33 protein-coding genes are annotated in these 25950 nt (G+C 72.0%); 13 read left to right on the forward strand and 20 right to left on the reverse strand.

The window, feature by feature from the left end; all coding sequences use genetic code 11:
* Positions 1 to 57: 57 nt before the first annotated feature.
* Positions 58 to 1095, forward strand: coding sequence for a DUF8017 domain-containing protein (locus tag ABTY04_RS05940; RefSeq protein WP_352212082.1), 1038 nt, complete (start codon positions 58 to 60; stop codon positions 1093 to 1095).
* A 96-nt stretch (positions 1096 to 1191) separates the two neighbouring features.
* Positions 1192 to 2529 (forward strand): MFS transporter, encoded by a 1338-nt coding sequence (locus ABTY04_RS05945; RefSeq protein WP_352212083.1) that lies wholly within the window; start codon positions 1192 to 1194, stop codon positions 2527 to 2529.
* On the opposite strand, the gene ABTY04_RS05950 is transcribed toward ABTY04_RS05945, so the two are convergent.
* From ABTY04_RS05950 to ABTY04_RS05970, 5 genes are all read right to left on the reverse strand, one after another.
* Entirely contained in the window at positions 2516 to 3307 is a 792-nt protein-coding gene (locus tag ABTY04_RS05950; RefSeq protein ID WP_352212161.1) for a spermidine synthase, read from the reverse strand. The two genes, ABTY04_RS05945 and ABTY04_RS05950, sit on opposite strands and share 14 nt — an antisense overlap.
* A gap of 91 nt (positions 3308 to 3398) precedes the next feature.
* Positions 3399 to 4244: a patatin-like phospholipase family protein gene (locus tag ABTY04_RS05955; protein WP_352212084.1), complete on the reverse strand. Its 846-nt coding sequence runs from the start codon at positions 4242 to 4244 to the stop codon at positions 3399 to 3401.
* 95 nt (positions 4245 to 4339) lie between these two features.
* Entirely contained in the window at positions 4340 to 5521 is a 1182-nt protein-coding gene (tuf, locus tag ABTY04_RS05960) for an elongation factor Tu (RefSeq protein WP_352212085.1), read from the reverse strand.
* Positions 5522 to 5622: 101 nt separating this feature from the next.
* The gene (locus ABTY04_RS05965; RefSeq protein ID WP_352212086.1) at positions 5623 to 5754 is read right to left on the reverse strand and encodes a hypothetical protein; all 132 of its coding nucleotides are present in this window, start codon (positions 5752 to 5754) and stop codon (positions 5623 to 5625) included.
* A 52-nt stretch (positions 5755 to 5806) separates the two neighbouring features.
* Positions 5807 to 6523, reverse strand: coding sequence for a DNA alkylation repair protein (locus tag ABTY04_RS05970; RefSeq protein ID WP_352212087.1), 717 nt, complete (start codon positions 6521 to 6523; stop codon positions 5807 to 5809).
* A 49-nt stretch (positions 6524 to 6572) separates the two neighbouring features.
* Between ABTY04_RS05970 and ABTY04_RS05975 the strand changes: the two genes are divergently transcribed.
* The 5 genes from ABTY04_RS05975 (at position 6573) to lnt (ending at position 10734) form a co-directional block, all read left to right on the forward strand.
* Entirely contained in the window at positions 6573 to 7298 is a 726-nt protein-coding gene (locus ABTY04_RS05975; RefSeq protein ID WP_352212088.1) for a TVP38/TMEM64 family protein, read from the forward strand.
* Positions 7299 to 7346: 48 nt separating this feature from the next.
* Positions 7347 to 8225: an undecaprenyl-diphosphate phosphatase gene (locus tag ABTY04_RS05980; RefSeq protein ID WP_352212089.1), complete on the forward strand. Its 879-nt coding sequence runs from the start codon at positions 7347 to 7349 to the stop codon at positions 8223 to 8225.
* Positions 8226 to 8339: 114 nt separating this feature from the next.
* Positions 8340 to 8516 (forward strand): DUF8839 family protein, encoded by a 177-nt coding sequence (locus ABTY04_RS05985; RefSeq protein ID WP_099893904.1) that lies wholly within the window; start codon positions 8340 to 8342, stop codon positions 8514 to 8516.
* Positions 8517 to 8587: 71 nt separating this feature from the next.
* A complete protein-coding gene (locus tag ABTY04_RS05990; protein WP_352212090.1) occupies positions 8588 to 9058 on the forward strand; it encodes a nuclear transport factor 2 family protein in 471 nt (156 codons plus the stop codon).
* Positions 9059 to 9129: 71 nt separating this feature from the next.
* The gene (gene lnt / locus ABTY04_RS05995) at positions 9130 to 10734 is read left to right on the forward strand and encodes an apolipoprotein N-acyltransferase (protein WP_352212091.1); all 1605 of its coding nucleotides are present in this window, start codon (positions 9130 to 9132) and stop codon (positions 10732 to 10734) included.
* Here the strand turns inward: lnt and ABTY04_RS06000 are convergent.
* Positions 10679 to 11584, reverse strand: a complete 906-nt coding sequence (locus tag ABTY04_RS06000) for a Gfo/Idh/MocA family protein (protein WP_352212092.1) — start codon at positions 11582 to 11584, stop codon at positions 10679 to 10681. The two genes, lnt and ABTY04_RS06000, sit on opposite strands and share 56 nt — an antisense overlap.
* An 83-nt stretch (positions 11585 to 11667) precedes the next feature.
* On the opposite strand from ABTY04_RS06000, the gene ABTY04_RS06005 reads away from it, so the two are divergent.
* Positions 11668 to 12192 carry a DinB family protein gene (locus tag ABTY04_RS06005; protein WP_352212093.1) on the forward strand — a complete coding sequence of 175 codons (525 nt, stop codon included), beginning with the start codon at positions 11668 to 11670 and terminating at the stop codon, positions 12190 to 12192.
* Between the two features lie 117 nt (positions 12193 to 12309).
* On the forward strand, positions 12310 to 12855 hold the full coding sequence (locus ABTY04_RS06010; RefSeq protein WP_352212094.1) for a hypothetical protein: 546 nt from the start codon (positions 12310 to 12312) through the stop codon (positions 12853 to 12855).
* Positions 12856 to 12860: 5 nt separating this feature from the next.
* On the opposite strand, the gene ABTY04_RS06015 is transcribed toward ABTY04_RS06010, so the two are convergent.
* From ABTY04_RS06015 to ABTY04_RS06045, 7 genes are all read right to left on the reverse strand, one after another.
* Positions 12861 to 13385, reverse strand: a complete 525-nt coding sequence (locus ABTY04_RS06015) for a hypothetical protein (protein ID WP_352212162.1) — start codon at positions 13383 to 13385, stop codon at positions 12861 to 12863.
* Positions 13386 to 13480: 95 nt separating this feature from the next.
* Complete coding sequence (locus tag ABTY04_RS06020; protein ID WP_352212163.1) at positions 13481 to 14149, reverse strand: uracil-DNA glycosylase; 669 nt, start codon at positions 14147 to 14149, stop codon at positions 13481 to 13483.
* A 123-nt stretch (positions 14150 to 14272) separates the two neighbouring features.
* Positions 14273 to 15856: an ABC transporter substrate-binding protein gene (locus ABTY04_RS06025; protein ID WP_352212095.1), complete on the reverse strand. Its 1584-nt coding sequence runs from the start codon at positions 15854 to 15856 to the stop codon at positions 14273 to 14275.
* Between the two features lie 152 nt (positions 15857 to 16008).
* The gene (locus ABTY04_RS06030) at positions 16009 to 16779 is read right to left on the reverse strand and encodes an SDR family oxidoreductase (RefSeq protein WP_352212096.1); all 771 of its coding nucleotides are present in this window, start codon (positions 16777 to 16779) and stop codon (positions 16009 to 16011) included.
* A 19-nt stretch (positions 16780 to 16798) separates the two neighbouring features.
* Positions 16799 to 17560 carry a 3-oxoacyl-ACP reductase FabG gene (gene fabG, locus ABTY04_RS06035; protein ID WP_053789712.1) on the reverse strand — a complete coding sequence of 254 codons (762 nt, stop codon included), beginning with the start codon at positions 17558 to 17560 and terminating at the stop codon, positions 16799 to 16801.
* 168 nt (positions 17561 to 17728) lie between these two features.
* Positions 17729 to 18112 carry a DUF3037 domain-containing protein gene (locus ABTY04_RS06040; RefSeq protein ID WP_352212097.1) on the reverse strand — a complete coding sequence of 128 codons (384 nt, stop codon included), beginning with the start codon at positions 18110 to 18112 and terminating at the stop codon, positions 17729 to 17731.
* Positions 18109 to 18954, reverse strand: coding sequence for a HipA family kinase (locus tag ABTY04_RS06045; RefSeq protein WP_352212098.1), 846 nt, complete (start codon positions 18952 to 18954; stop codon positions 18109 to 18111). Before ABTY04_RS06045 ends, ABTY04_RS06040 begins: the two co-directional genes overlap by 4 nt.
* Positions 18955 to 19323: 369 nt before the next feature.
* On the opposite strand from ABTY04_RS06045, the gene ABTY04_RS06050 reads away from it, so the two are divergent.
* The 4 genes from ABTY04_RS06050 to ABTY04_RS06065 all read left to right on the forward strand — a co-directional run bounded on the left by ABTY04_RS06050 (position 19324) and on the right by ABTY04_RS06065 (position 20360).
* On the forward strand, positions 19324 to 19503 hold the full coding sequence (locus ABTY04_RS06050) for a hypothetical protein (protein ID WP_352212099.1): 180 nt from the start codon (positions 19324 to 19326) through the stop codon (positions 19501 to 19503).
* A 106-nt stretch (positions 19504 to 19609) separates the two neighbouring features.
* On the forward strand, positions 19610 to 19993 hold the full coding sequence (locus ABTY04_RS06055; RefSeq protein WP_352212100.1) for an ATP-binding protein: 384 nt from the start codon (positions 19610 to 19612) through the stop codon (positions 19991 to 19993).
* Between the two features lie 26 nt (positions 19994 to 20019).
* The gene (locus tag ABTY04_RS06060; protein WP_352212101.1) at positions 20020 to 20205 is read left to right on the forward strand and encodes a hypothetical protein; all 186 of its coding nucleotides are present in this window, start codon (positions 20020 to 20022) and stop codon (positions 20203 to 20205) included.
* A complete protein-coding gene (locus ABTY04_RS06065) occupies positions 20202 to 20360 on the forward strand; it encodes a DUF6126 family protein (protein ID WP_352212102.1) in 159 nt (52 codons plus the stop codon). Before ABTY04_RS06060 ends, ABTY04_RS06065 begins: the two co-directional genes overlap by 4 nt.
* Positions 20361 to 20620: 260 nt before the next feature.
* Here the strand turns inward: ABTY04_RS06065 and ABTY04_RS06070 are convergent, their stop codons facing one another.
* From ABTY04_RS06070 to ABTY04_RS06100, 7 genes are all read right to left on the reverse strand, one after another.
* Positions 20621 to 21001: an ArsR/SmtB family transcription factor gene (locus ABTY04_RS06070; protein WP_352212103.1), complete on the reverse strand. Its 381-nt coding sequence runs from the start codon at positions 20999 to 21001 to the stop codon at positions 20621 to 20623.
* A gap of 187 nt (positions 21002 to 21188) precedes the next feature.
* A complete protein-coding gene (locus ABTY04_RS06075; protein WP_352212104.1) occupies positions 21189 to 21635 on the reverse strand; it encodes an STAS domain-containing protein in 447 nt (148 codons plus the stop codon).
* Between the two features lie 16 nt (positions 21636 to 21651).
* Positions 21652 to 22080 carry an ATP-binding protein gene (locus ABTY04_RS06080; RefSeq protein WP_352212105.1) on the reverse strand — a complete coding sequence of 143 codons (429 nt, stop codon included), beginning with the start codon at positions 22078 to 22080 and terminating at the stop codon, positions 21652 to 21654.
* A complete protein-coding gene (locus ABTY04_RS06085) occupies positions 22077 to 22499 on the reverse strand; it encodes a pyridoxamine 5'-phosphate oxidase family protein (RefSeq protein WP_352212106.1) in 423 nt (140 codons plus the stop codon). Before ABTY04_RS06085 ends, ABTY04_RS06080 begins: the two co-directional genes overlap by 4 nt.
* Positions 22496 to 24151 carry a SulP family inorganic anion transporter gene (locus ABTY04_RS06090; RefSeq protein WP_352212164.1) on the reverse strand — a complete coding sequence of 552 codons (1656 nt, stop codon included), beginning with the start codon at positions 24149 to 24151 and terminating at the stop codon, positions 22496 to 22498. The genes ABTY04_RS06085 and ABTY04_RS06090 overlap by 4 nt, the downstream gene beginning before the upstream one ends.
* A 74-nt stretch (positions 24152 to 24225) precedes the next feature.
* Positions 24226 to 24567, reverse strand: coding sequence for an ArsR/SmtB family transcription factor (locus ABTY04_RS06095; RefSeq protein WP_352212107.1), 342 nt, complete (start codon positions 24565 to 24567; stop codon positions 24226 to 24228).
* A 306-nt stretch (positions 24568 to 24873) separates the two neighbouring features.
* A complete protein-coding gene (locus ABTY04_RS06100; protein ID WP_352212108.1) occupies positions 24874 to 25773 on the reverse strand; it encodes a S1 family peptidase in 900 nt (299 codons plus the stop codon).
* Between the last annotated feature and the right edge of the window lie 177 nt (positions 25774 to 25950).

The following is a 25950-nucleotide window of genomic DNA, read 5'->3' on the forward strand; positions in this document are numbered from 1 at the left end:
ACCTCGCACGGGGGCGGCCGTGGCCCCTTGCAACCGCTCCCACTATCGTTACCGGCCATGTGGCCAGGACAGCAGCAGCCGCCCGGGGGAGAACAGAACCCTCAGGACGCGCATCAGAACCCCTACCAGCAGCAGCCGGGACAGCCGGGGCAGCCGAACCCGTACCAGCAGCAGCCCGGCTACGGATACCCGCAGGCGGGCTACCAGACGCCCCCGCCCGTCCAGCCGTGGGGCCAGCCCCAGCAGGCCGTACAGCCGCAGCCGCAGGGCGGCGGCGGGAGCCCGTACGCGACGAAGACCGTGGCCATCGTCGCGGCGGCCGCGGTCGTCGTGGTCGCCGCCGCCGCCGGCGCGTTCGTACTGACCCGGGACGACAAGAAGAAGGACGAGGCCGACAACAAGCCGGCCGCCTCCTCTTCGGCGCCCTCCTCCGCCGCGCCGGCCGCGCCCGCCTCGCCCGGCGCCAACCCGCGCGCCGGCGGCGACCTCAAGCCGGTGATCCCGGGCTGGAAGGTCGTCGTCAACCCGAAGTACGGCACCGCCTTCGACGTCCCGCCGGAGTGGAACGTCGCGGGTGCCGGCACCATCGCCGGGTTCTCGGACCACTCCAAGAACGACGGCATGCCCATGATCAGTTTCACCGCGCCGGCCTTCCTCAAGGAGGACTGGTGCAAGGTGGACAGCAACAAGGACGGCCGCGAGGAGTCGACCGAGCTCGCCGGCACCGGCACCAAGGGCGGCCAGGGAGCCAAGGACACCGCCGAGGCCGTCAAGAACGAGGCCGGCAACTGGGCGTTCGCCGCGTACGCGCAGACGGCGCCGAAGGGGACCGTCAAGGTCTCCGACCCCAAGGAGTACACCACCTCCTCAGGGCTCAAGGGGCACATGGCGACCGCCACCGCGATCGGCGTGCCCAAGGAGAACAAGTGCTCCACCGACGGCAAGTCCATCGCGTTCAGCTTCAAGACCGCCAACGGTGACTTCTCCACCTGGGTCCTCTACAGCGTCGCGGGCGTGCCCGGCGAGGTCCCGCAGGAGACCATGGACAAGGTCCTCAGCTCGGTGCGCCTCAACGGCACCGGCAGCAGCAGCTGACCCAGCGGTCCGCCCTGTTCGCACCGATCCGTCCGGCTCCGCGCCCCGGTCCGTAATCCGTTTGGATTCTCGGCCCGGGGCGTGGATAGTCCGGGGGTGAGCTCTCCCCCCGCCGCCCCGTCCGGTACCACCGTGCACCGCCGCAGGCCCGCCTGGGCCGGCCGCAACTACACCCTGCTGACGGGTGCCGCGGTCGTGACGAACCTCGGCAGCCACGGAGCGCTCATCGCGTCGGCCTTCGCCGTCCTGGAGGCGGGCGGGTCCGGCGGCGACGTCGGCCTGGTGGCCGCAGCCCGCACCCTCCCGCTCGTCCTCTTCCTGCTCATCGGCGGCGCCCTCGCCGACCGGCTGCCGCGGCACCGTGTGATGGTCGCGGCCAACGCCCTCAACTGCGTCTCGCAGGCAGCCTTCGCCGCCCTTGTCCTCACCGGGCACCCGCAGCTGTGGCAGATGATGCTGCTCACCGCGCTCTGCGGGACCGGCACTGCCTTCTTCAACCCGGCCGCCGAGGGCATGCTGCTCTCCACCGTCTCCGGCGAGCACGCCAACCGCGCCTTCGCCCTCTTCCGGATGGCCATGAACGGCGCCGGCATCGGTGGTGCGGCCCTCGGCGGAGCCATGATCGCCGCGATCGGCCCGGGCTGGGTCCTGGCCGTGGACGCCGCCGCGTTCGCACTCGCCGGCGTCCTGCGCGCCTTCCTGGACGTCGGCCACGTCGCCGACCGGGCTCCCGGCGGCGGGCTGCTGGCGGACCTGCGCGAGGGCTGGGTGGAGTTCCGGACCAGGCCCTGGCTGTGGAGCATCGTGCTCCAGTTCTCCGTGGTCGTCGCCGTCGTCGGTGCGGCCGAGGCGGTCTACGGTCCGCTCGTCGCCCGCGACCAGCTGGGCGGGCCCGCCCCCTGGGGCCTGGCGCTGGCCTTCTTCGGGATCGGCACCATCGCCGGGGCGGTCCTGATGATGGTGTGGAATCCGCGCCGACTGCTGCTGGTCGGCACCCTGTGCGTGTTCCCGCTGGCGTTGCCCTCGGCGGGTCTGGCAGTCCCGCTGCCGGTGTGGGGCCTGTGCGCGGTGATGTTCGTCAGCGGCACGGCCATCGAGGTGTTCGGCGTGAACTGGATGACGACCATGCACCAGGAGATCCCGGAGGAGAAGTTCTCCCGGGTCTCCGCGTACGACTGGTTCGGCTCGGTGTCGATGCTCCCGCTGGCCACCGCCGTGGCCGGCTCGGTCGAGTCGGCCTTCGGCCGCACCTCGGCCCTGTGGGGCTGCGCCGCGCTGGTCGTGCTGGGCACCGGGGCGGTCCTCCTCGTCCCGGACGTCCGCCGGCTGACCCGCAGGCCCGCTCCCCCGAAGGCCTCTTCGATCCCGGCGGCCACGCCCGCCCCGGCCACCGCTCCCGACCCGACCGTGGCCGCCGGGGTCAGCCCAGGCTGAACGCACCCTCCGGCGGCTCCGGCGAGGCCACGGCATCCGTGTCCCCTACCGGCACGGCTCCCCTCATGAACCGGGCCAGGGCCGCCCCCTCCTCGACCCGCGCCGGAAACGCGTCCGCCGCGCACCGCCGCGACAGCGCGGCCACCGGCAGCTCGGCGTCCGAGGCGAGCAGCACCGCGTTCCCGAACCGCCGCCCGCGCAGCACACCCGGCTCCGCGACGAGCGCGAGTTCCCCGAACACCGCACCGAAATTGGCGAGCTGGGCCCGCAGGAAGCCGAACGGCGCCCCGTCGGCCAGGTTCGCCGCGTACACGCCTCCCGGCCGCAGCACCCGCGCCGCCTCCCGCGCATACTCGACGGAGGTGAGCTGCGCCGGCACCCGCGAGCCGCCGAACACGTCGGCGACCAGGACGTCCGCGCTGTCGGCGGCGGCGCACTCCAGCCAGGCCCGCGCATCTGCGGCGTGCACCGTGACGTCCGCACCGGCCGGCAGCGGCAGGTGCTCCGCCACCAGCTCCACCAGAGCGGCGTCGAACTCCACCACCGCCTGCCGGGAGCCCGGCCGGGTCGCCGCCGCGTAGCGGGGCAGCGTCAGCGCGCCGCCGCCGAGGTGCAGCAGGTCCAGGGCGGTCCCGGGCTGCGCCACGCAGTCCAGGACGTGTGCGAGCCGGCGTACGTACTCGAACTCCAGGTGCCCGGGATCGTCGAGGTCGACGTACGACTGCGGGGCGCCGTCGACGGTCAGCAGCCACGCCCGCTCCCTGTCCACGTCCGGCATCAGCTTGGCGGTGCCCTGGCCCACGTCCCGGACGACCGGGATCTGTTCGTCGCTCACCGCACCATTGTCCGGCAGCCGGGCACCCCGGCCGTCAGGCCGCCCAGACGGCGGCCGTCTCGGCCGCGTGCTCCGCGGCCTGCGCGAGCCCGGCACGCGCCGCCGGGTCCCGCCGGGCCGGGTCCAGGACGTTGCGCCCGAAGGCCTTGCGGGCCTGCGCGGACGGCGTGATCAGCAGGACCCGCGCCCCCGCCTCCCGCAGCCGCGCCGCCTGGGCGGCCGGCGAGGGGACGAGCCCGGATCCGAGCGCCATCGGCGCGAGGATCACCACCCGCTCGCAGCCGGAGGCCAGGTCGGCGTTGGCCACGGACCGGATCCCGCCGTCGATGAACCGGCGCCCGCCCACGGTGACCGGCGGCCACACCCCGGGCACCGCGCAGCTCGCCGCGACCGCGTCGACCAGTCCGGCCCCGCTCTCCCGGTCGAAGGCGGCCAGCTCGCCCGTGAGCGCGTCGACGGCGGTGACGACGAGCCTGCGATCGGGCCACGCGTGCGAGACCAGCCGGGCCTCCAGCACCTTGCGCCGCTCCGCCTCCCTGCCGGTGTCGGCGGCGAGCGCGAGGGCGCCGACCCGCCTGCGGTAGCTCTCCGGGGCCCGTGAGCGCATCATCGCCGCGGCGTACCGGGCGACGAGCCCGGCGCCGAACCGGGCCGCCGCCTCCCCCGCGGGGTCGCCGAGCTGGCGCTCGTAGAGCTCCTGCGGGGTGAGCAGCCCGGAGGTGAGCTGGGCGCCCACCACCGAGCCGGCCGAGGTGCCGACGACGAGGTCGGCGGCGGCCAGGTCCACGCCCGCCTGCGCGAGCCCGTACAGGATCCCGGACTCCCAGCCGATGCCCGTCAGTCCCCCGCCGCCCAGCACCAGCGCCGTACCGCTGCTCATCCCGGCCCACCCCGTTTCTCACGCCCTTGGTGACGGCAGTCTGGCGCAGCCGGACCGCCGCCACCACGGCGGGGTGGCGCCCCCGCCGACGGGGTTCAGCCGAGCACGGCCGTGACCGTCCCCGCGCCGACGGTCCGCCCGCCCTCGCGGATCGCGAAGCCGAGCCCCGCCTCCAGCGGAACGTCCCGCCCGAGCTCGACGGTCATCGCGACCGTCTCCCCCGGCCGGGCCACCCCGGCCCCGCCCAGGTCCACGTCCCCGACCACGTCGGCGGTGCGGATGTAGAACTGAGGCCGGTACCCGGACGCCAGCGTGGTCGTACGCCCGCCCTCCCGCGCGGAGAGCACGTACACCTGCGCGGTGAAGCGGCGTCGCGGCACGACGCTCCCGGGCGCGGCGACCACCTGCCCGCGGCGTACGCCGTCGCGCGGCACGCCGCGCAGCAGCAGCGCGACGTTGTCCCCGGCCTCCGCGGACTCCATCGGCTTGCCGAAGGTCTCCAGGCCGGTCACCACCGTCTCGACGGGCTCGCCGTCCCCGCCGAGCACGCTGACGCGGTCGCCCGTGCGGACGCTCCCGCGCTCGACGGCGCCGGTCACGACCGTGCCGCGCCCGGTGATGGTCAGCACGTTCTCCACCGGCAGCAGGAACGGCGCGTCCGTGTACCGCACCGGCATCGGCACGTACGTGTCCACGGCGTCGAGCAGTGCCTCGATCGCCCCGGTCCAGCGCGGGTCGCCCTCCAGCGCCCCGAGTCCCGAGACCCGTACGACCGGCGCCTCGTCCCCGCCGTATCCGTTGGCGGTGAGCAGCTCGCGGACCTCCAGCTCGACCAGGTCGGTGAGCTCGGGGTCCCCGGCGTCGGCCTTGTTGAGCGCGACGACGATGTGGTCCACGCCGACCTGCCGGGCGAGGAGCACGTGCTCGGCGGTCTGCGGCATGACCCCGTCGAGCGCGGAGACGACGAGGATCGCCCCGTCGAGCTGGGCGGCGCCGGTGACCATGTTCTTGACGTAGTCGGCGTGTCCGGGCATGTCCACGTGGGCGTAGTGCCGGGTGTCGGTCTCGTACTCGACGTGCGTGAGGTTGATGGTGATGCCGCGCCGGGCCTCCTCCGGAGCCCGGTCGATGCGGTCGAACGGCACGAAGGAGGCGCCGCCGCGCTCGGCGAGGACCTTGGTGATGGCGGCGGTGAGGGTGGTCTTGCCGTGGTCGACGTGACCCATGGTGCCGATGTTGAGGTGCGGCTTGGTGCGCACGAAGGCCGTCTTGGCCATGATGTCTTTTCCCGTTGATTCGATGATCCGAAGCTGCGACGGGACCCCTGGGACCGAGCCGACCCTCCCCCTGCGGGGTCCGCCGGACTGTCCGGGAAGGGTCAGCTTCGTGCGCCGTCGAATGCGGCGGAGGCGAATGCCTCGAACGCCGCGAATGCCTCGGAGAGGAGAACGGCAGCCTTCGGCGCGTCCGCGACTGCGGACGGCGCTGCGGGGAAGGCGTACCGGGACATGCCCCTGATCCTGCCGGACGGCCCGCGGCGCGTCGAATGAATTTCCTTGCGGTCAGAGGTTCTTGAGCGCCTCGCGCACGGACAGCGGGGACAGGGCGTCCCCTTCCGCGGCGACGAACGCCCGGACCGCCTCCGGGTCCGTCTTGGCGTATTCGCGCAGCGCCCACCCGATGGCCTTGCGCACGAAGAAGTCCGGGTGGCCGCCCTGACGGCGGCAGTAGGCGAAGAGGCGCCCGGCGTCCGTCGCGGACTTGTAGCGCAGCTGGTGGAGGAGGGCGGTGCGGGCGAGCCAGAGGTCCTCGTCCCCGATCCACTCGTCCGTCACGGCGGTGAGCGCCGGGTCGGCGGCCACGAGCGGGCCGACCGCGTGGGCCGCGAGATGGTCGACGGTGTCCCACCAGGGGACGGTCACGATCAGGTGCCGGACCACCGGCAGGAAGCCGGAGGAACAGGCCCGGACGTGGCCGCGCAGGTAGTCCACCGCGAAGTAGTGGTACTCGCGCTCCGGGAGCTCCCAGCACCGCAGCACGAGGGCCGCCAGGTCCGCCTCCGCGGGCTTCGGGGTACGCGCGGTCACGGCTTTCGTCAGCTCGCGCCGCAGCGGGGTGCGGATGCCGAGGAAGGGCGCGACGTCCTTCATGTACGCGGCCATGGACCGGGCCTGCACCGGGTCGGCGGCCGCTCCGTACGCCGTCGTGAGGCGCTCCAGGAGGGTGTCCGCGAGGGCGCTGCGCGGGGTCTTCACAGGACGCCGGTCGTTCGGCCGCATGAGGCCCAGATTACGGCGCGACGCCGTATTCGTCGGCTAGTCTCCCCGGATGTCCCTCCTCCTCGCGCCGTGGACCCGGCTGTCGCTGCTCGTCGTGCTGCTGGTCGCGGCCGGCGTGTGCGTCGTGCTGTACGAGCCCCAGCGCATCCTGTCGGAGGGCCGGCCCCCGGGTCTCCCGGTGGGCTCGGCGGCCCTGCTGTTCGCCGCCGCGTACGGGGTGGGCACGGCGGCCCTGGTCCCGCGCCCGCTGCTCAACCTGGCGGCGGGGGCCGTCTTCGGCATCCCCTTGGGCTTGGCCGCGGCGGTCGGCGGCTCGGTCATCGGGGCCGGGATCTCCTTCGGGCTGGGCCGGATGATGGGCCGCGACGCCGTACGGCCGCTGCTGCGCGGACGCTGGCTCCAGGCGGCCGACGACCAGCTGGCCCGGCACGGTTTCCGTTCGATGCTCGCGGTCCGGATCTTCCCGGGCCTGCCCTTCGCGGTCGCCAACTACTGTGCCTCGGTGTCCCGCTGCGGATGGGGCCCTTTCCTCCTCGCGACGGCCGTCGGGGTCGTCCCGAACACCGCTGCGTACGTGGTCGCGGGCGCGAGCGCCTCCTCTCCGGACTCTCCCGCCTTCCTCGTCTCCTTCGCCTTCATCGCCCTCTCCGCGGTGGCGGCCGCAATCGTCGGGTGGCGCAAGCGGCACCGGCTGATGTCCGTACCGGCGTGCGAAACGCACGATCCTGCGCCCGGGCACCCCCCTGTGGTCGGCGCCGCTTCCCACGGGCCCTAGCATCGGACCCGAACTGCCCGACGATCACAAGGACGAGCGCACCCCGACATGAGCTGGTTCGAATCCCTAATCCTCGGTCTCGTCCAGGGGCTTACGGAGTTCCTCCCGATCTCCTCCAGCGCCCACCTCCGGCTGACCGCGGCATTCGCCGGCTGGCAGGACCCGGGCGCGGCCTTCACCGCGATCACGCAGATCGGCACCGAGGCCGCCGTGCTGATCTACTTCCGCAAGGACATCGCGCGGATCATCTCGACCTGGTTCCGCTCACTGTTCGCCAAGGCGCTGCGCTCGGAGCAGGACGCCAAAATGGGCTGGCTGGTGATCGTCGGGTCGATCCCGATCGGTGTCCTCGGCATCGCGTTCAAGGACCAGATCACGGGCCCGGCCCGTGATCTTCGCCTGACCGCCACCACCCTGATCGTGATGGGCGTCATTCTCGGCATCGCGGACCGGCTGGCCGCCCGTGACGAGGAGGGGGGCCGGCACCGCGCCATCCGCGAGCGCAAGACGCTCAAGGAACTGGGCGTCAAGGACGGCCTGATCTTCGGTCTCTGCCAGGCGATGGCCCTGATCCCGGGCGTCTCCCGCTCCGGTGCCACGATCTCCGGCGGTCTGCTGCTGGGCTTCACGCGTGAGGCCGCCGCCCGTTACTCGTTCCTCCTCGCCATCCCGGCCGTACTGGCCTCGGGTGCGTTCGAGATCAAGGACGTGGTCGAGAGCCCGGGCCACATCTCCTGGGGCCCGACGATCTTCGCCACGGTCATCGCCTTCATCGTGGGCTACGTCGTCATTGCGTGGTTCATGAAATTCATCTCCAGCAAGAGCTTCATGCCCTTCGTGGTCTACCGGATCGCCCTGGGCATCGCGCTGTTCGTGCTGATCGGCATGGGTGCGCTCAGCCCCTACGCCGCCCAGTCGGCCGGCTGACACCGCTGCCGCTCACCGCTTCGCGTGAACCGGAGGCCGCTCGGGAACGTTCCCGGGCGGCCTCTGCGTCGTTGTGCCTGAAGAGACCGGAAGGCAAGCAGCAGGGGGTGTCCGATGGGTCGAGTAGTGCTGGAGCGGTTTCCGGCCGGAAGTCCGAGGGGAAGCTGGCCCGCCGAGGAGTACGCCGCCGAGCGGATGCGCGAGGGCGTGCCGGCCGAGGTGGTGATGGACCTGGCCACCGACGCGTTCCTCGTCGTGGTCAGGCAGCGGGAGGCGCATTCCGGTCATTGATCCACCGTGCGGGGATCCCCGTGCGCGCACGCCCCTTGGCCTCGCCACCCCGCGCCCCCCACACTGACCCGATGACGCAGCGTGTGGACCTCGCCACGGTCATGGACCGGCTGGCGATCGACGAGGTGGTCACGGGGTACGCGGTGGCCGTGGACGACGGCGACTGGGCGGCGTACCGCGCGCTGTTCACGCCGGGCGGGCGGGCCGACTACAGCTCGGCGGGCGGGATCGAGGGCCCGGCCGCCGAGGTCGCGGACTGGCTCGCGGAGACCATGGGGCTGTTCCCGGTCCGCCAGCACCTCATCGTCAACCGGCTGATCCGGCTGGAGGACCGGGGCGGCTGGCCCGGCGACCGGGCCGAGGTGCTGGCGGACTTCCTCAATCCGATGCGGCTCGCCGGGCCGGGGTCCGACGGGGCGGTGACCGCGCCGAACTTCGTCGCCGCCGGCCGCTACACCTTCGCCGTCGCCCGTACCGCCCGCGACGGCTGGCGGCTCACCCGCGTCACCGTTCACGAGAAATGGCGGCACGTGTCCGCCTAGACCCCACGCCGGACCTTGCCCGGACGGCCGTCCGGACGGCCCTGTTCCACACTGGAAGCGGAGGGCGCGTCATGGTCTCGAAGCGGACCCGGTACATGCGTGCGGCGGCCGCGGCCGCCGCCGGAGCGCTGCCGTGCCTCGCGTTCCCCGCACCCGCGCTCTGGTGGTTCGCGTACGTCGCCCTCGTGCCCTGGATGCTGCTGCTGAGGTCGGCGCCGACGGGACGGCGCGCGGCCCTGGAGGGCTGGCTCGGCGGCGCCGGTTTCATCGTCGCCGTCCACCACTGGCTGCTGCCCAGCCTGCACGTGTTCCTGCTGCCGCTGGCAGCCCTGCTGGGGCTGCTCTGGATCCCCTGGGCCCTGCTCGTGCGGGAATTCCTCGGCGGAGCCCCCGATCCGGGCCGGGCGGCGGCCGCGATGCTCCTCGTACCGGCGGGCTGGCTGCTGTCCGAACTGGTCCGGTCGTGGCAGGGGCTGGGCGGGCCGTGGGGGCTGCTGGGGGCGAGCCAGTGGCAGGTGCCGCCCGCGCTGCGGCTGGCCTCGGTGGGCGGGGTGTGGCTGGTGAGTCTGCTGGTGGTGGCGGTGAACTGCGCGGTGGTGCTGCTGATCGCGGTCCCGGGGGCCCGGGTTCCGGCAGTGGCCGGGGTGACGGGGTGCGCGCTGCTGATCGGCGTGGTGTGGCTGTGGGTGCCGCGGCCCGCGGTGTCGGGCGCGCTGCGCGTCGCCGTCGTACAGCCGGGCCTGGTGGCGGACGGCCCGGACAGCACGGACGTCCGGTTCGCCGCCGGGGAGCGGCTGACCCGGACGCTGGCCGGGCAGCGGGTGGACCTCGTGGTGTGGGGCGAGAGCAGCGTCGGCGCTGATCTGGCCGCGCGCCCCGACCTGGCCGGGCGCCTGGCTTCGCTGTCCGCCGAGGTCGGGGCTCCGCTGCTGGTCAACGTCGACGCCCGGCGGCCGGCGGGCCCGGCTGCGGCGACTGCCGCCGCGCCCGCCGCCGTACCGGGCGCCACGCCCGGGGGCGGCATCTACAAGAGCTCCGTCCTCGTCGGCCCCCGCGGGCCGACCGGCGACCGGTACGACAAGATGCGCCTGGTCCCGTTCGGCGAGTACGTACCGGCCCGGTCCCTGCTCGGCTGGGCCTCCTCGGTCGGCAAGGCCGCGGGCGAGGACCGCCGGCGCGGCGTGAACCCGGTGCTGATGAGCCTGCCGGGGCGGCCCGGTGTCCGGATCGGCCCGCTGGTCTGCTTCGAGTCGGCCTTCCCCGACATGAGCCGCCGCCTGACCCGCGACGGGGCCGCCCTGCTGATCGCCCAGTCGGCCACCTCCAGCTTCCAGCACAGCTGGGCCCCGGCGCAGCACGCCTCGCTCGGCGCCCTGCGTGCCGCGGAGGACGGCCGCCCCATGGTGCACGCCACCCTCACCGGGATCAGCACGGTGTACGGCCCGTCGGGCGAGCGGATCGGCCCGGCCCTGCCCACCTCCGCGCGTACGGCGCAGGTGTACGAGGTCCCGCTCGCCCGCGGCACGACCTTCTACGTCCGCTTCGGGAGCTGGCCCGTCGGGGCCTGCCTCGCGCTGCTGGCGGTGTACTGCACCGTCGAGGGGGCCCGGTCGCTCGGCCTCAGGAAGCCTGTTCCAGAGCCGACGACACCACCCGCTCGCACAGCTCGTGGGTGAGCAGCGCGTCGCGGGCGCTGACGGTCCTGCCGGCCGCGACGGACTCCAGGAAGGCGTCCACGACCTGCTCGATGCCGCGCTGACGGGCGACCGGCACCCAGTCCCCGCGGCGGCGTACCGTCGGCTGGCCGCGGTGGTCGATGATCTCGGCGAGGTTGACGACCTGCCGCTTGGAGTCCTGCCCGGACACCTCCAGGATCTCCTCGGTGGAACCGGACAGCCGGTTCATGATGCCGAGCGCGGTGAATCCGGCGCCCGACATCTGGAGCACGACCTGGTGCATCAGCCCGTCGCGCACCCGGGCCCGTACGTCGATGTGGTCGGCCTCGCCGGGCAGCAGGAAGCGCAGGGTGTCCACGACGTGGATGAAGTCGTCGAGGACCAGGGTCCGCGGGTCCTCGGGGAGCCCGACCCGGTTCTTCTGCATGACGATCAGGTCGCGCGGGTGCTCGGCGCACTGCGTGTAGCCGGGCGCGTGGCGGCGGTTGAAGCCGACGGCGAGCGAGACCCCGCGCTCCTCGGCCAGTTCCACCAGCCGCCGGGAATCGTCGAGCGCGTAGGCGAGCGGCTTGTCCACGTACGTCGGCACGCCCGCTTCGAGCAGCCGGGTCACGATCTCGGGGTGAACTGCCGTCGGGGCGTGGACGAATGCCGCGTCGAGGCCCTGGGCCAGCAGCCCGTCGAGGCCGGTGTGCCGGCGCGCGGCAGGGATGTGGTGGATCTCCCCGATCCGCTCCAGCGTGGCAGAGGTACGGGTCTGCAGGTGCAGCTCCACGCCCGGGCGGGCGGTGAGGACGGGCAGGTACGCCTTCTGGGCGATGTCGCCGAGTCCGATGACGCCGACCTTCACCGGGAACCTCCAGGTTGATCCTTGCGGGACGTGCGCAGCTTAATCCCTGGTGGCGGGGGCCGTTTTCGCCGAGGATGGCGGCCATGACCACCACCTCCGGATCCCACCGCGCCGAGCCCTCCACCACCGCGAACGAGCGGGAGATGCTGGACGGCTGGCTCGACTACCACCGCGCCACCCTCGTCTGGAAGTGCGAGGGGCTCGGGGAGGAGGAGCTGGGCCGCGCCGTGCTCGCCCCGTCCGAACTGAGCCTGCTGGGGCTCGTACGGCACATGGCGGAGGTGGAGCGCTACTGGTTCCGGGAGGTCATGCTGGGCGAGGAGCTGCCCGAGCTGTACTGCACGCGGGAGGACCCGGACGGGGACTTCCACTTCGGCGCCGGGGACACCTGGGCCGAGGCCGAGCGGACCTGGCGGACCGAGGTCGGGCTGGCGCGGCAGGCCGCGGCGGGCCGTTCGCTGGATCTGCTGTCGGACCCGGCGAGCCACCACCGGGGCGAGACGTTCAGCCTGCGGTGGGTCTACACGCACATGATCGAGGAGTACGCGCGCCACAACGGGCACGCGGACCTGCTGCGCGAGCAGATCGACGGCGCCACGGGCGACTGACGCCGGCCGCTGCGAGCGGGTGTCCGGGCGGTGTCTGGCGGATGCCCGTCACCCGTGCGGGGTCAATATCGGCTCCGGGTTTTCACAACGGGGTGCTCGCACAGCAGAGTTGCGCGAGTGCATCCCACCCGAACCACGACGAAGCTGCTGCTCGGAGTCGCCTGCGCCGTCTCGGCCGTCTCCGGCTGCGTGAATGTGACCCCCGCCCCGATGCAGTCGGCGGCAGGCACCGGCACCACGGCGCCGCCGCCGCAGCACGGGCCGCGCGGCGGACCGGGGGCCGCGCCCGTACAGGTCCGGGCGCCCGCCCTGGAGGCGCTGAAGACGGTACCGGGGCAGTCAGCGCATCCGGCGGCCTCCGCCGGGGACCGGTCGCCCGCACGGCGCGGTGCGGCGGCTCCGGCGGGCGCGGCGGCCGGAGGGCCCTCACAGGCCGTTCCGCCGGTGCCGGACATCCCGGAGCCGCGCCGGCCCGCCGCCCGCGCCTCAGCGGGCAGGGGCGGCCGGACGGACCCGCCGGGGCCGGACGCGAAGCTGCCGCGCGAAGTGATGAACGAACTGCCGGTCCGGCCCGCCGACGTGTGCGCGCTGGGCCGCCGGCACGGCCGCTGGCCCCCGGACAGTCCGGAGGCCCGCATCTGCGCGGGCTTCCACGGCGACTGAGCCGCCTACGCGTGCTGCTCCGGGAACGGCCGGGACCCGCTGCCCGGTTCTGCGGCCAGCCGCCGCTCCAGCCGGGCGATGGCGGCCCGTACGCCGTTCCCGTACCCGTCGTCGGACAGGGCCCCGGTGGCGGCCCGGGCCCGGGCCAGGTGCACCCGCGCCGCCTCGGGCCGCCGGAGCTTCACGTAGTCGGCGGCCAGGTTGAGGTGCAGGGACGGGTAGAACACGCGCACGGCCGGGTGCGGCTCGTGCCGCGCGGGCCGCCCTTCCCTCTGCCCCCTCCCCGGCCCGTCCGCGGCGGTCAGGGCGCGCAGGTCCCAGGCCAGTTCGTCGGCGGGATCGTCCTGGGCGTCGGCCATGTAGTGCGCGAGCGTGCACCGGTGGAGGGAGTCGCCGTCCTCGCCGATCTCGGTCCAGATCTCGCCGAGGCGGTTGCGGGCCTCCTCCCGGTCACCGGCGTGCAGCAGGATGACGGCCTGGCCGATCCTCGTCATGACGGCGTCCTCCGACGCCTCCTGCTGCTCCGTCACTGCGGCCTCCGGCTTGCTCTGCCAGACCTGCTCCGGTCTGCTCGTCACGACGCTAACCGCAGGCACGGGCAATGGCGCCGAGGCGCGGTGGGACGTCAGCCCAGGTCCGGGATCCGCCAGTCGATCGGCTCATGGCCCTGCGCCGCGACGGCCTCGTTGATCTGGGTGAAGGGCCGGGAGCCGAAGAACTTCTTGGCCGACAGCGGGGAGGGGTGGGCGCCCTTGACGACCACGTGCCGCTCCTCGTCGATCAGCGGGAGCTTCTTCTGGGCGTAGGCGCCCCACAGCACGAAGACGGCAGGGTCGGGGCGCTCGGCCACCGCGCGGATCACCGCGTCGGTGAACTTCTCCCAGCCCTTGCCCTTGTGCGAGTTGGGCTCGGCCTCGCGGACGGTGAGGACCGCGTTGAGCAGCAGGACGCCCTGCTCGGCCCACGGCATCAGGTATCCGTTGTCCGGGATCGGCGTGCCCAGCTCCGCGTGCATCTCCTTGTAGATGTTGCGCAGCGAGGGCGGGGTCTTGACCCCGGGCCGCACGGAGAAGCACAGGCCGTGGCCCTGGCCGGCGCCGTGGTAGGGGTCCTGGCCGAGGACCAGGACCTTCACCTTGTCGAACGGCGTGGCCTCCAGGGCCGCGAAGACCTGCTCGCGGGGCGGGTAGACCGGCCCGTTCGCCCGCTCCTTCTCGACGAACTCGGTGAGCTCTTTGAAGTAGGGCTGGTCCAGCTCGTCGCCGAGGACGGGGAGCCAGGACTCGGGCAGCATCTGGGTCACGTCTACAACCTCCGGTACAAGTTCGTGCAACTGCTTGGTGCAACAGCTCCAGAACCTACCGGGGGCCACTGACAACGCCTCACCGCGGGCGCCCGTGGGCGCCCGCGGCAGGGGCTACCAGCTGGTCTTGCGGTACAGCTCCCACATCTGGAAGACGGTCTGCGGGTCGAGCGCCCGCTCGGAGCCGGCGATGTCCTCGCGGGCGGCGACGTACAGCTTGCCCTGCCACAGCGGCAGCAGCCGGACGTCGTCGGCGAAGATCTGCTGGGCCTCCTCGAACTCGCGGACGCCGGCCGACCGGTCGCTCTCCCGGCGGGACTTGGGCAGCAGGTCGGTGAGGATCTCGGCGGGCTCGTACGGGGTGCCGACCGCGTTCTCCTTGCCGACGAACGGCGCGATGAAGTTGTCCGGGTCCGGGAAGTCGGGGAACCAGCCGCGGCCGAAGACCGGGTACTCGCCGTTCTTGTAGCCGACCTGGAACACCTTCCAGGGCTGGCCGCGCAGGGTGATCTTGAAGAGCTGGCTCTCGTCCAGCTGGCGCTTGAGCTCGGTGAACTCGTCGGCGGTGGAGGCGCCGTAGCGGTCGGTGGTGTACCAGAAGGTCAGCTCGACCGGCTGGGTGATCCCGGCGTCCTTGAGGATCTTCTTGGCCTTCTCGACGTTGGCCTGGCCGTACTTGTCGTAGAAGGGCGTCTTGTGGCCCACCACGCCCTTGGGGACCATCGAGTACAGCGGTTCGGCGGTGCCCTGGTAGACCTTGGAGACGATCGCGCCGCGGTCGACGATCTGGGCGATGGCCTGGCGCACCGCGGGCTTGGCGACCTGGGGGTCCTTGGGGTTGAAGACCAGGTAGCGGATCTCGGCGCCGACGTTCTCGACGACCTGGACGCCCGCCGCGTGCGCCGCGGGGGTCTGCAGGTCCTTGATTTCGGGAGCCGACAGACCGCGGTAGGTGGCGTCGATCTCCTTGCCCTTGAGCGCGGCGATCATCTTGGTGGAGTCCGCGAAGTAGCGGATGGTCACCCCGTCGTTACGCCGGTTCGCGAAGCCGTTGTAGGTCCCGTTCTTGTTGAGGACCGCCTCGCTGCCCTCCTTGTAGGAGTCGAGCACGAACGGGCCGGAGCCGGTGACCTTGCCGTCCTCCCGCACCTTGTCGGCCGGGTAGTCCTTGGGCGCGACCAGCGAGGCGGCCGGCGAGCCGAGGACGAAGGGGAACGTGGCGTCCGGGGTCTTCAGGTGGAAGACGACCGTCAGCGCGTCCGGGGTCTCGATCTTGTCCAGGCTGCCGAAGAGGCCCTGCGGACCGGTCTGGGAGTTGATCGTCCGGATCCGGTCGAGCGAGTGCTTGACGGCCTTGGAGTCGAGCGGCTCCCCGTTGGAGAACTTCAGGCCCTTCTTCAGGGTGCACCGGTAGGACTCGTTCGCCGAGTCGGTGAACTCGCAGTTCTGGGCCGCGTCGGGCTGGGGCTTGGTGGAGCCCGTCGGGAACGCCAGGAGGGTCTGGTAGACGTTCCTGTACAGCTCCCAGGAGCCGTCCCAGGCCGCGGCGGGATCGAGGGTGCTCGGGGCGCTCGTCGTGCCGACGACGATTCTCTTCGCGGCGTCGCTGCTGTCGTCCGAAAGCAGACCGCATCCGGCGAGCAGGGATATGGACGCAAGGGCCGCAGTGAACTGCAGGCATCTGGTCCGGATGAACACGTGCACGCTCCTCGATCAGCCAGGGGTGCGGCAGACCCTACCGCAGTGCCTCACAAATCCAATGGGCAGGTTTCATGTGAGGCTTGACCGATTTCGTGCAGATTAGGTACGCATTTGCCTCCCCTCGGGAGGCAAATGCGTCCGGTTATCGATCAGTGCACTCCGGCATTCAGGAACATTCCTCCGTCAACGACAAGAGTTTGACCCGTGATCCATTCCGCTTGTGCAGATGTAAGAAAAGCCGCCGCCCCGCCGATGTCCTCCGGGAGCCCGAGGCGCCCGAGCGGATAGGCGGCCGCGGCCTCCTGCTCCCGGCCCTCGTAGAGCGCCTGGGCGAACTTCGTCTTGACCACCGCGGGGGCGATCGCGTTCACCCGGACCCCCGGCGCCATCTCGTGGGCGAGCTGCAGGGTGAGGTTGACCATGGCGGCCTTGCTCATCCCGTAGGCCCCGATGAAGGGCGAGGCGGAGACGCCGGCGATGGACGCGATGTTCACGATCGCACCGCCGTTGTCCTTCTGCCACGCGTGCCAGGTCCGCTGGGCGAACCCGAGCGCCGAGATCACGTTCGTCTCGAAGACCTTGCGCGCGACACCGAGGTCCAGGTCCGCGATCGGACCGAAGACCGGGTTGGTGCCCGCATTGTTGATCAGGAAGTCGACCCGCCCGAAGGCCTCCATCGTCCGCTCGACGGCGACGGCCTGGTGGGCCTCGTCGTGCGCCTTGCCGGCGACCCCGATCACCCGGTCCGCCCCGAGCGCCTCGACGGCCTCCTTGAGGGCGTCCTCGTTGCGCCCGGTGATGCACACCCGGTCGCCGCGGGCGACGAGCGCCTCGGCGATGCCGTAGCCGATGCCCCGGCTCGCTCCGGTGATCAGCGCGACCCTGCCGCTGTCCGTGCCGTTCCTGCTGCTGTTCGCCATGACGTGCGCCTGCCTCTCGTCAGTTGAGCGGGCCGCCGGCCACGTACATGACCTGGCCGGAGACGAAGCCGGCGGCCTCGCCCGTGAAGAAGGCGATCGCGTTGGCGATGTCGTCCGGGCGGCCTACGCGCTGGACGGGGATCTGGGTGGCCGCGGCGGCCTGGAAGTCCTCGAAGCCCATCCCCACGCGTGCGGCCGTCTGGGCGGTCATCTCCGTGACGATGAAGCCGGGGGCGACGGCGTTGGCGGTGACGCCGAACTTGCCGAGCTCGATGGCCAGGGTCTTGGTGAAGCCCTGCAAGCCGGCCTTGGCCGCGGAGTAGTTGACCTGGCCGCGGTTGCCCAGCGCCGAGCTGCTGGAGAGGTTGACGATACGGCCGAACTTGGCCTCCACCATGTACTTCTGACAGGCCTTCGACATCAGGAACGCACCGCGCAGGTGGACGTTCATGACGGTGTCCCAGTCGTTCTCGCTCATCTTGAAGAGCAGGTTGTCGCGCAGCACGCCCGCGTTGTTGACCAGGATGGTGGGGGCGCCCAGGGTGCTCGCGACGCGCTCGACGGCCGCCTCCACCTGCGCCGCGTCGGAGACGTCGCAGCCGACCGCCAGGGCCTTCCCGCCGGCCGCCGTGATCGCCTCGACGGTGTCCTTGCAGGCCGCCTCGTCGAGATCGAGTACGGCGACGGCCCGGCCCTCGGCGGCCAGGCGCACGGCGGTGGCCGCGCCGATGCCCCGGGCCGCCCCGGTCACGATCGCGACGCGCTGCTCGGTGGTGGACATGGTGGATCTCCTCGCCCTCGGAATCCTCGACAGCGGCTCCTCATTGGTGAGCAACCGCTTAGTAGCTTCAGCTGAGGAGACGCTAGGAGCCCTGGCACCCGGTGTCAACGGCACTGGGTGCCAGGGCTTCTCACGTCGTGGCGACCGCCGTGCGGATCGTCGTACGGATCAGCGGACCAGCAGGTCGAGCAGCCGTTCCACCTCGGCCTCGGGGTCGGCCGTCAGGCCGGTGTGCACAGGCCCGGGCTGCACGACCGTGCTGCGCGGGGCGATCAGCCAGCGGAACCGGCGGCCCGCGTCGTCGCCCGCCGCCTGGCCGGCCCGTTCGCCGCCGGTGCACACGCCCTCGACCCCGTGCAGGGCGGCGCGTACGCCGGCCACGTCGGCCCCGGGGTCCAGGGCGAGGAGCTTGGCCTCGTCCAGGTGGGTGCGCGCGGCCACGTACGCACGCGCCCGGCAGTAGACGATCACGCCGGCGTTGAAGCACTCGCCGCGCTCCATCCGGGGCACCACGCGCACCAGCGCGTACTCGAACACGTCCCGCTTGGTCACTCGCCGTCGCTCTTCTTCTTGGTCTTGTGGGGCCATTCGGTCAGGTGGTCGGTCAGCCACCCGGGCGGCTTCGAGGGAGCCTTCACCTCGGGCGCCATCGAGATCCTGTCGTGGATCGTGGCCGCGCGCGGCAGTAGCGCCTCCACATAGGCGCGACGCACCCCGTCGGCCGAGTCGAAGCCGGGCTCGTCGACGAGCCACTCGTCGGGCACGTCGGCGACGACGTCTTCGAGCAGCTCCCGTGTCACCAGGGGCGCGAGCGCGGCGGCGGCGGCCGCGATGTCCGGGCCGACCGGGGCCAGGACATGGTCGGAGGCGTTGTACGGCTTGGCCGCGGCGCTCTCGGCGGTGGGCCAGTTGTGGTGCCAGATCATGGTGGCGCCGTGGTCGATGAGCCAGAGGTCCCCGTGCCAGACCAGCATGTTCGGGTTGCGCCACGACCGGTCGACGTTGTTGATCAGTGCGTCGAACCAGACCACGCGCCCCGCCTCGGCGGGGTCCACCTGGTACGCGAGCGGGTCGAAGCCGATCGACCCGGGCAGGTAGTCCATCCCGAGGTTGAGTCCGCCGCTGGCCTTCAGCAGCTCCTGGACCTCCTGGTCGGGCTCGCCGAGCCCGATCACGGGATCGAGCTGCATCTGCACCAGCCGGGGGACCCGCAGGCCCAGCCGCTGCGCCAGGCGTCCGCAGACGACCTCGGCGACAAGGGTCTTGCGACCCTGGCCGGCTCCGGTGAATTTCATGACGTAGGTCCCGAGGTCGTCGGCCTCGACGATCCCGGGGAGTGAACCGCCCTCACGCAAGGGCGTCACATAGCGGGTCGCGATCACTTCTGTGAGCATTTTCCCAGGGTATCCATTCACCAAGCCTTGCAATCAAAGGGACACTCTCCTCCTGCATGTCCCTCCGGCCTGACAGCCTGGGGCCCTGGGGAGAATCTGGGGAGTCAGCCGGCGCCCCGCTCCCCGACGGGTGTCGAGGAGCTCCCCCGCCAGGGTAGGCGTCGTGATCGTCACGCCCTACCGGGATTCCGGAGGCGCGACGTGCCAGGTCCGGGAGGGGGACAAACCAGAGACGGGACAGGTTGACCAGCCGGCGGATCCACTGACTGCAGGCAGGCCCGTATACGGCTTTCCCGGAGGGCGGCGAACAGGGCTAGACTTGCAGAGTTATGCAATTTACTAGTTCTGGATATGGGCGGGGGTTGTGGTGTGGCCGGGTTCGCGGAGGCGGCGTTGGAACGGGTCCGGGTGGCGCGGGCTCGCCTGGCGGCTGCGCATGAGGCCGGCGACGCCTTCGAGGAGGCGCAGGCCGCCGAGGAACTGGAGGACGCTCTCCGCGTGGCCCACGATCACGGCGTGGACACCGACGTCCCGACGGAAGGACCGTGACCCGTATGACGACCCCCTGCCGGCCGGGCGTGAGGTAGTGGACCGGCATCCCAGCGGGCAGCCGCGAACCCGCCCGGCACTGCAGGAACGTCGGCACACCTGGACGGTGCCGCTGGTGCCGGGCTCGGTGCGGGCCGCGCGCGAGCGTACGGAACGGTCGCTCGCGCTGTTCGGCCTCACGGCCGGCTCCTCGCTGTCCGGGGCCGTCCTTCTGGTGGTCAGCGAGCTGGTCGCCAATGCCGTACGCCACGCCCACGAATCCCCGGACGCGGAGGTCACCCTCACGATGACCGATCACCTGCTGGTGGTCGGCGTCGGCGACCTGGACCCCCGCCCGGTGACGCTCCCGCACCGCTGCGCGGGCGAGGGCCTGCGGACGGTCGCCGAGCTCGCGCGGGTCTTCGGCGGCGATGTGCGGGTGGAGCCCGCGGCCGGCGGGCGGGGCAAGACGGTCGTGGTCCGTTTCATCCTTCCGGAGGGAACGCCGTGACCCGCAGCGACCAAGAGGAGGACCGGATGTACGAAATCACCTACCTGGACGCCAGCCGCGAGCCCGTCACCCATGTGGCAGGTGCCGGCGAGGTCGGCGACGTGGTGGCCTGGGCGGGCAGCCACGGGGTGAAGATCCGCGTCCGCCCGTACACCCGCCCCAAGGGCGAACCGGCATCCGGGAGTGCCGGGAAGGGAGACGAACAAAGGTGACGGACGAGCCTGAGGACACCGCTGCGGCGGCGAAGCACGAGAAGTGGCTGGAGAAGGGCGTCGCGCTGCGCGCCTTCTTCTACATCTTCGGCACTCACCTGGTCGCCGGGTTCGTGTGGCTCCTGTTCTACCTGGGGCAGCACGCCCAAAAGTAGAGGCCGCATGCGCACACCGTCAGGTGGGAGGCGCGGCGCTTGCCGCGGCTCTGAGCACGCCGCTGGTCCTCTGGGCCGGATCCCGGCGACCCCGGAGAAGAACGCGCGCTCGGGGCTCAGTTCCTGATCGACAGGATCCGTCTTTCGAGGCGGGCGCGATGTCGGCCGCCCGCAGGAAGGAAGACGGCCGTCTCCCGTTGTCAGAAGCGCAAGTGAACCCGCGCTACGGGAGACGGCCGCCGCTCAAGGGGCGCCCCGGCCTACTTGGGGCCGGTGGCGCGCAGGTCGGCCAGGAGTTCGGCCTGGCCTTGCAGGACGCCGGAGAGGATGCTGCGCGCGACGCGCAGGAGTTCGGCGACCTCGGGGCTGGTGAGCCGGTAGTACACGTTCGAGCCCTCCCGGCGGGTGAGGACGAGGTTGGCCTTGCGCAGGACCGCGAGCTGCTGGGAGAGGCTGGCCGCTTCGATGTCGACCTCGGCGAGCATCTCGGCGACCGCGTGCTCGCGCTCGCTCAGGAGCTCAAGGACGCGGATGCGGACCGGGTGGCCGAGGGTTTTGAAGAACTCCGCCTTGAGCTGGTAGAGCGGCGCCTGACCACCGCCGGCGTCGCCCGCTTTGCCCGTCGCGCGTGTACTGCGCACCTGATCCACCCAACGCTCATCATCCCGGGGACAGCTCCTTGCGTCCCCGCACACAGTGTGTGACCTCCACAATTGCAGATTCCTGCAATTCCCGAACCCCTGCAGGCCCACGTCTGGACGTTTTGGCCCGATATGGGGTACTGCGGCCGTACTGCTGCGGTGCGGGTCAGGCCTTCTGACCACGACATCACACAGGGATCAGGGCGGGTGCGGCCGGGTTCGGGGTGTCGGGCCAGTCGTCACTGCGCCACTCCCGGGGCGCTCCCCGTCCCCGGCTGGGGGCGGGGAGTTCTCCGCCGCGGTGGTGGGCGGCGAGGGCGGCCGGGAGGTCGCAGTGGACGGGGACGGCCGGACCGTGGGCGTCGGGGACGAGGGAGCCGTCGGCGGGGATCGCGGCCAGTTCCAGGTGGCGTCCGCTCGCGGCGAGCCTTCGGGCGGCCTGGGCGACGGCGAGCTGTCCGCCGGCCGACCAGCCCAGCAGTTCTGTCAGGTCCAGGATCACCGGGCCGGTGCCGCGGGCCTCGGCCCAGCCGACTGCGCCGGTGAAGCGGGCAGTCGCGTCCGCGCCGAGGTATCCGGCCAGGGACAGCACGCCCAGGTTGTCGTGGGTGGTGTAGCGCCATTCGATCGTCATCGTCGGTTCCTCGGCTTCACAGGGGCAGGGTGATCCAGATGCTTTTGCCGCGCCCGTCCGCGTCTGCGCGGATGACGGCGGTGCCGCCGAGCTCCATGGTCATCTCGACGACCGTGGCCAGTCCGCTGCCGGGCGCCGTGGCCATGGCGCCGAACAGCGGTGGCTGGTAGGGGTGGCGGTCATGGACGGCGAAGGCGAGTACGCCGGGCCCGTGTGCGTAGGTGACCGTGATCACCGGGGACACGGCGGCGGCGTGGCGGACCGCATTGGTGACCAGCTCCGCCAGGATCAGCAGCGCCGGCCCGGTGCTCGGGTGGCGCAGGCCGACCCCGCACTCGACCAGGACGAGCTCCGTGGTCTCGCGGGCGATCCGGACGGCCGATCCCGTGGCGGGCACCGTGAGGACGTGCCGGTACGGCAACGTCGCCAGCTGTGTCGTCGTCACCGGGCCGCCCCGTGGACGGGGCGGGCGAGACGGAACCCGGACACCGACTGGGGGTGCACGCGCAGCAGGGTGTCGTGGGGGCCGTGTGACCAGCCGGGCAGGGTGCGCCGGTAGTGGGCGGCCTCGTCCGGGTCGGCAACAACGTCGGCCGGGCCGTGCGCGCTGACCGTCCAGCCGGTCCCGGCCGGGGTGCGAATCTCATCGACCTGGTAGGTCAGTAGCGCCCGGCCGGGGATGGCGGCGGCCTGGACGGGGGCTCGGACGACGAGGCGTCCGTGCTCCATGACGTGTGCGGCGGGGCGGACGACGGCGAGGTCTCGCTGGATGTATATGAGCCGGCCCTGGGCGGAGCCTTCGAGGAGCCACAGGGCTTCGGTGCCGGAGACCTCGATGAGGCGGCGGTCGGCGGGGACGGTCATCGTGCTGCCTTCCGGATGCGGTGCGGTCGGTGATGCGTTCGGGGCAGCAGGCCCGCCTGCTCCAGGTACTTGCGGGCCCCGGCGATCGCCTCCGGCGTAGTGGCGTACTCGCGGCCCTCCAGGCGCAGCAGCTCCAGGGCGCCGACGGCCTCCAGAGCCTGGCGCTGGCCGGCCCGGATGCCGGAGGTCATCACCGCGATGCCGCGCCGGTTCAGCTTCTCCACGGCGTCTTTCAGGACGAGGGCGCCGGTGGCGTCCAGGGTGCTCACCCTCGCCATGCGCAGGATGACCACCTTGACGTCGGAGACCTCGGAGAGTTCGAGGAGGAAGCGGTGGGCGCCGGCGAAGAACAGCGGACCGTCGATCCGGTACGCGACGATGTGCTCGGCGAGGAGGGCGTGCTCCTCGTCGCTGTGCTCGCCGGGCAGGTCCGGCCGGAAGTCGACTTGTTCCATCCGGGCCTGACTCGCCACGGCCTTCAGGGCGAGGGCTCCGGCGACGACCAGGCCGATGATCACCGCGTACACGAGGTCGAGGACCAGGGTGGCGGTGGCGGTCAGGACGAGGACGACGGCGTCGGAGCGGGTGGCCTTCGCCATCGCGAGCAGCGAGCCGACCTCCACCATGCGGATCGCCGTCGCCAGCAGCACGCCGGCAAGGGCGGCGAGGGGGATTTCCGAGACCAGGGGGGCGGCGGCGAACACGATCACCGCGAGTACCGCGGCGTGGGTGAGCGCGGCCAGCCGGGAAGAGGCGCCGGTGCGGACGTTGACCGCCGTACGGGCGATCGCGGCGGTGGCGGGAACGCCGCCGAACAGCGGGGCGGCCAGGTTGGCGATGCCCTGCCCGAACAGTTCCTTGTCCGGGTCGTGCCGCTGCCCCACCGTCATCCCGTCGGCCACGGTCGCCGACAGCAAGGACTCCAGCGCGGCGAGCGCCGCGACCGCGACCGCCGGGGCCAGCAGCGAGCCGAACGCGGAAGCATCGAGGAAGGCGAGGGAGGGCGCGGGGAGCCCGGAAGGCAGGTCACCGATCGGGGCCGCCGCGTCAAGACGGAAGAGCTGCGCGATCACGGTCGCGGCGATCACTGCGACGATCGAGAACGGGACCGTTGGCTTCCACCGTGCCCCGGCCAGCATCACCGCCGCTGCACCGGCCGAGAGGCCGATCGCCGTCCAGTTCGGGAAGGCCACGAACTCGACGAGGGCCCGCCACGCCACCAGCAGGACCTTCTCGCCCTCCGGCTTCTCGACTCCGAGCGCGTTGGGTATCTGCTGGAGGCCGATCACGCACGCGATCCCGAGGGTGAACCCCTCCACCACCGGCGCCGGCACGTACCGCATGTACTGGCCGGCCCGCAGCAGGGCGAGACCGATCAGGAACGCTCCGGCCATCAGCCCAACGGTGAGGACACCGCCGGGCCCGTACCGGGCGACGATCGGCACCAGGACCACCGTCATCGCACCGGTCGGGCCGGACACCTGGAGGTTCGATCCACCGAACAGTGCGGCCAGCGCGCCCGCGACCACCGCGGTGGCCAGCCCCGCCTCCGCGCCCAGACCGGAAGAGACCCCGAATCCGAGCGCGAGGGGAAGGGCGACGATCGCCACGGTGAGGCCGGCCAGGAGGTCGCGCCGGGGGCTGCGAGCCATGACCGCGTAGTCGGCCCGGGCGGGCAAGACGGAGCCGATCCGCCCGAGCACGGCTGTCAGCGCAGTGTTCGCGGTCACGACGCCGGGACCTCGGACTCGCGCAGTTCCTCAAGCAGCTCGCTCTGCCCGGTCAGGACCTCGGTCAGGATCCGCCTCGCCGCCAGCATCAGCTGCGCGACGTCCCCGCCCGCCAGCTCGTAGACGACCGTCGCGCCGTTACGGGTGGAGGTGACGATCCCCGAGCGGCGCAGGACCGCGAGCTGCTGGGACAGGGCGGAGGGCTCGACCTCGATCGCGGCCAGCAGCTCCCGCACCGGCATCGGCCCGTCCTGCAGCAGCTCCAGAACCCGTATCCGCACCGGGTGCCCGAGCATCCGGAAGAACTCGGCCTTGGCCTGGTACAGCGGAACCGGCACGGTCTCGCACCCTTCTCACCACCCCGAACGGGGCAAACGCCTGGTGCTGTGCCCGCGGCTACCTACGGGCACAGCAATCACAGCATCTATGAAATTGCAGACTTCTGCAATTCGCAGATATTGCGATCCGGGCCCGGCTGCGGCGGCAGCGTGACCCGCGGCACGATCGGCCGGCGCGCGCCACGGCATTCACCACGCCCTGGCGCACACCGAAGGTGTGCTGCGTCGCTGACCTGTCGGCAGGGACGACCGAGCCTCCGGCCGCGTCGGGCCGGGGGCTCGTCCGCCGTCGTCGGGAGCGAAGGCTCAGTACACGCTGACGCCGTAGGCGTTGAGCGCCTCCACGACGGGCTGGTAGTACGTCACGCCGCCCGTGGTGCAGTTTCCGCTTCCGCCGGAGGTGAGGCCGAGGGCCGTGCTGCCGGAGTAGAGGGAACCGCCGGAGTCGCCGGGTTCGGCGCAGATGTTGGTGCGGATCATGCCGTAGACGATGTTGCCGCCGCCGTAGTTCACGGTGGCGTTGAGGCCTGTGACGCTGCCGCATCGGATGCCGGTGGTGGAGCCGCGGCGACAGGCCGACTGGCCGACCAACGGGTCGGCGGCGGAGGTGATGTCCTGGCTGCCGACGGTACCCGGATTCACGACCAGCAGGTTGGAGTAGCGGACGAGGCCGTAGTCGTTCACCGGGAAGCTGGAGCCGGCCGTGGGGCCGAGCACCGCAGTGTGTTGCGCATTGGAGTACCAGGTGCCCGCGCCGTTGGTGCAGTGTCCGGCGGTCAGGAAGTAGAAGGTGGCGCCGCTGCGGACGTTGAAGCCGAGCGAACAGCGCCAGTTGTTCGCGTAGATGGCGTCGCCGCCGGAGATGAGCGTCGTGAGCTTTCCGGGGGTGTGCTCGATCTGCAAGGCGCCGGCGTCGGTCCCCGCGGCCTCCCAGATCCGGGAGAACTCCGCAGCCGAGACGGTGCTGTCGACAGTGAGGACGAGCCGGTTGGCCTCCCGGTCGATGTGCCAGGCGGTTCCGGCCACGTCGGCTGCCAGGACGGTATCGCCCAAGCGGGTGAGCACGGAGTCGTCGTACCGGGTGGGGGAGGGTTGGGCGTTCGCCTGGGGGACAGCGAGTCCGACGGCGGCCAGGAGTCCGGACGCCATGGCGAGGAGCCAGGCACGTCTCGCGAGACCGCTGCCGGTCGTGCGCTTGATCCTCACTTCTTTTCCTTCCGAAGGGAATTCGTGGCCCGTCATGACGTGGGGGAGCCTGTGAGGCGTGGCGAGGAGCAGGACCCGTCCAAGTCGGCGGCCTGCTGCCCGCCGGTACCGGGGCATTCCGGCAGCCCGCCCGTAAGACGCATGAGGCGTCGTCCGGCCAGGTCGTACGGAATGCGG

It is taken from the genome of Streptomyces sp. NPDC097981 (assembly GCF_040302565.1).
GTDB lineage: Bacteria > Actinomycetota > Actinomycetes > Streptomycetales > Streptomycetaceae > Streptomyces.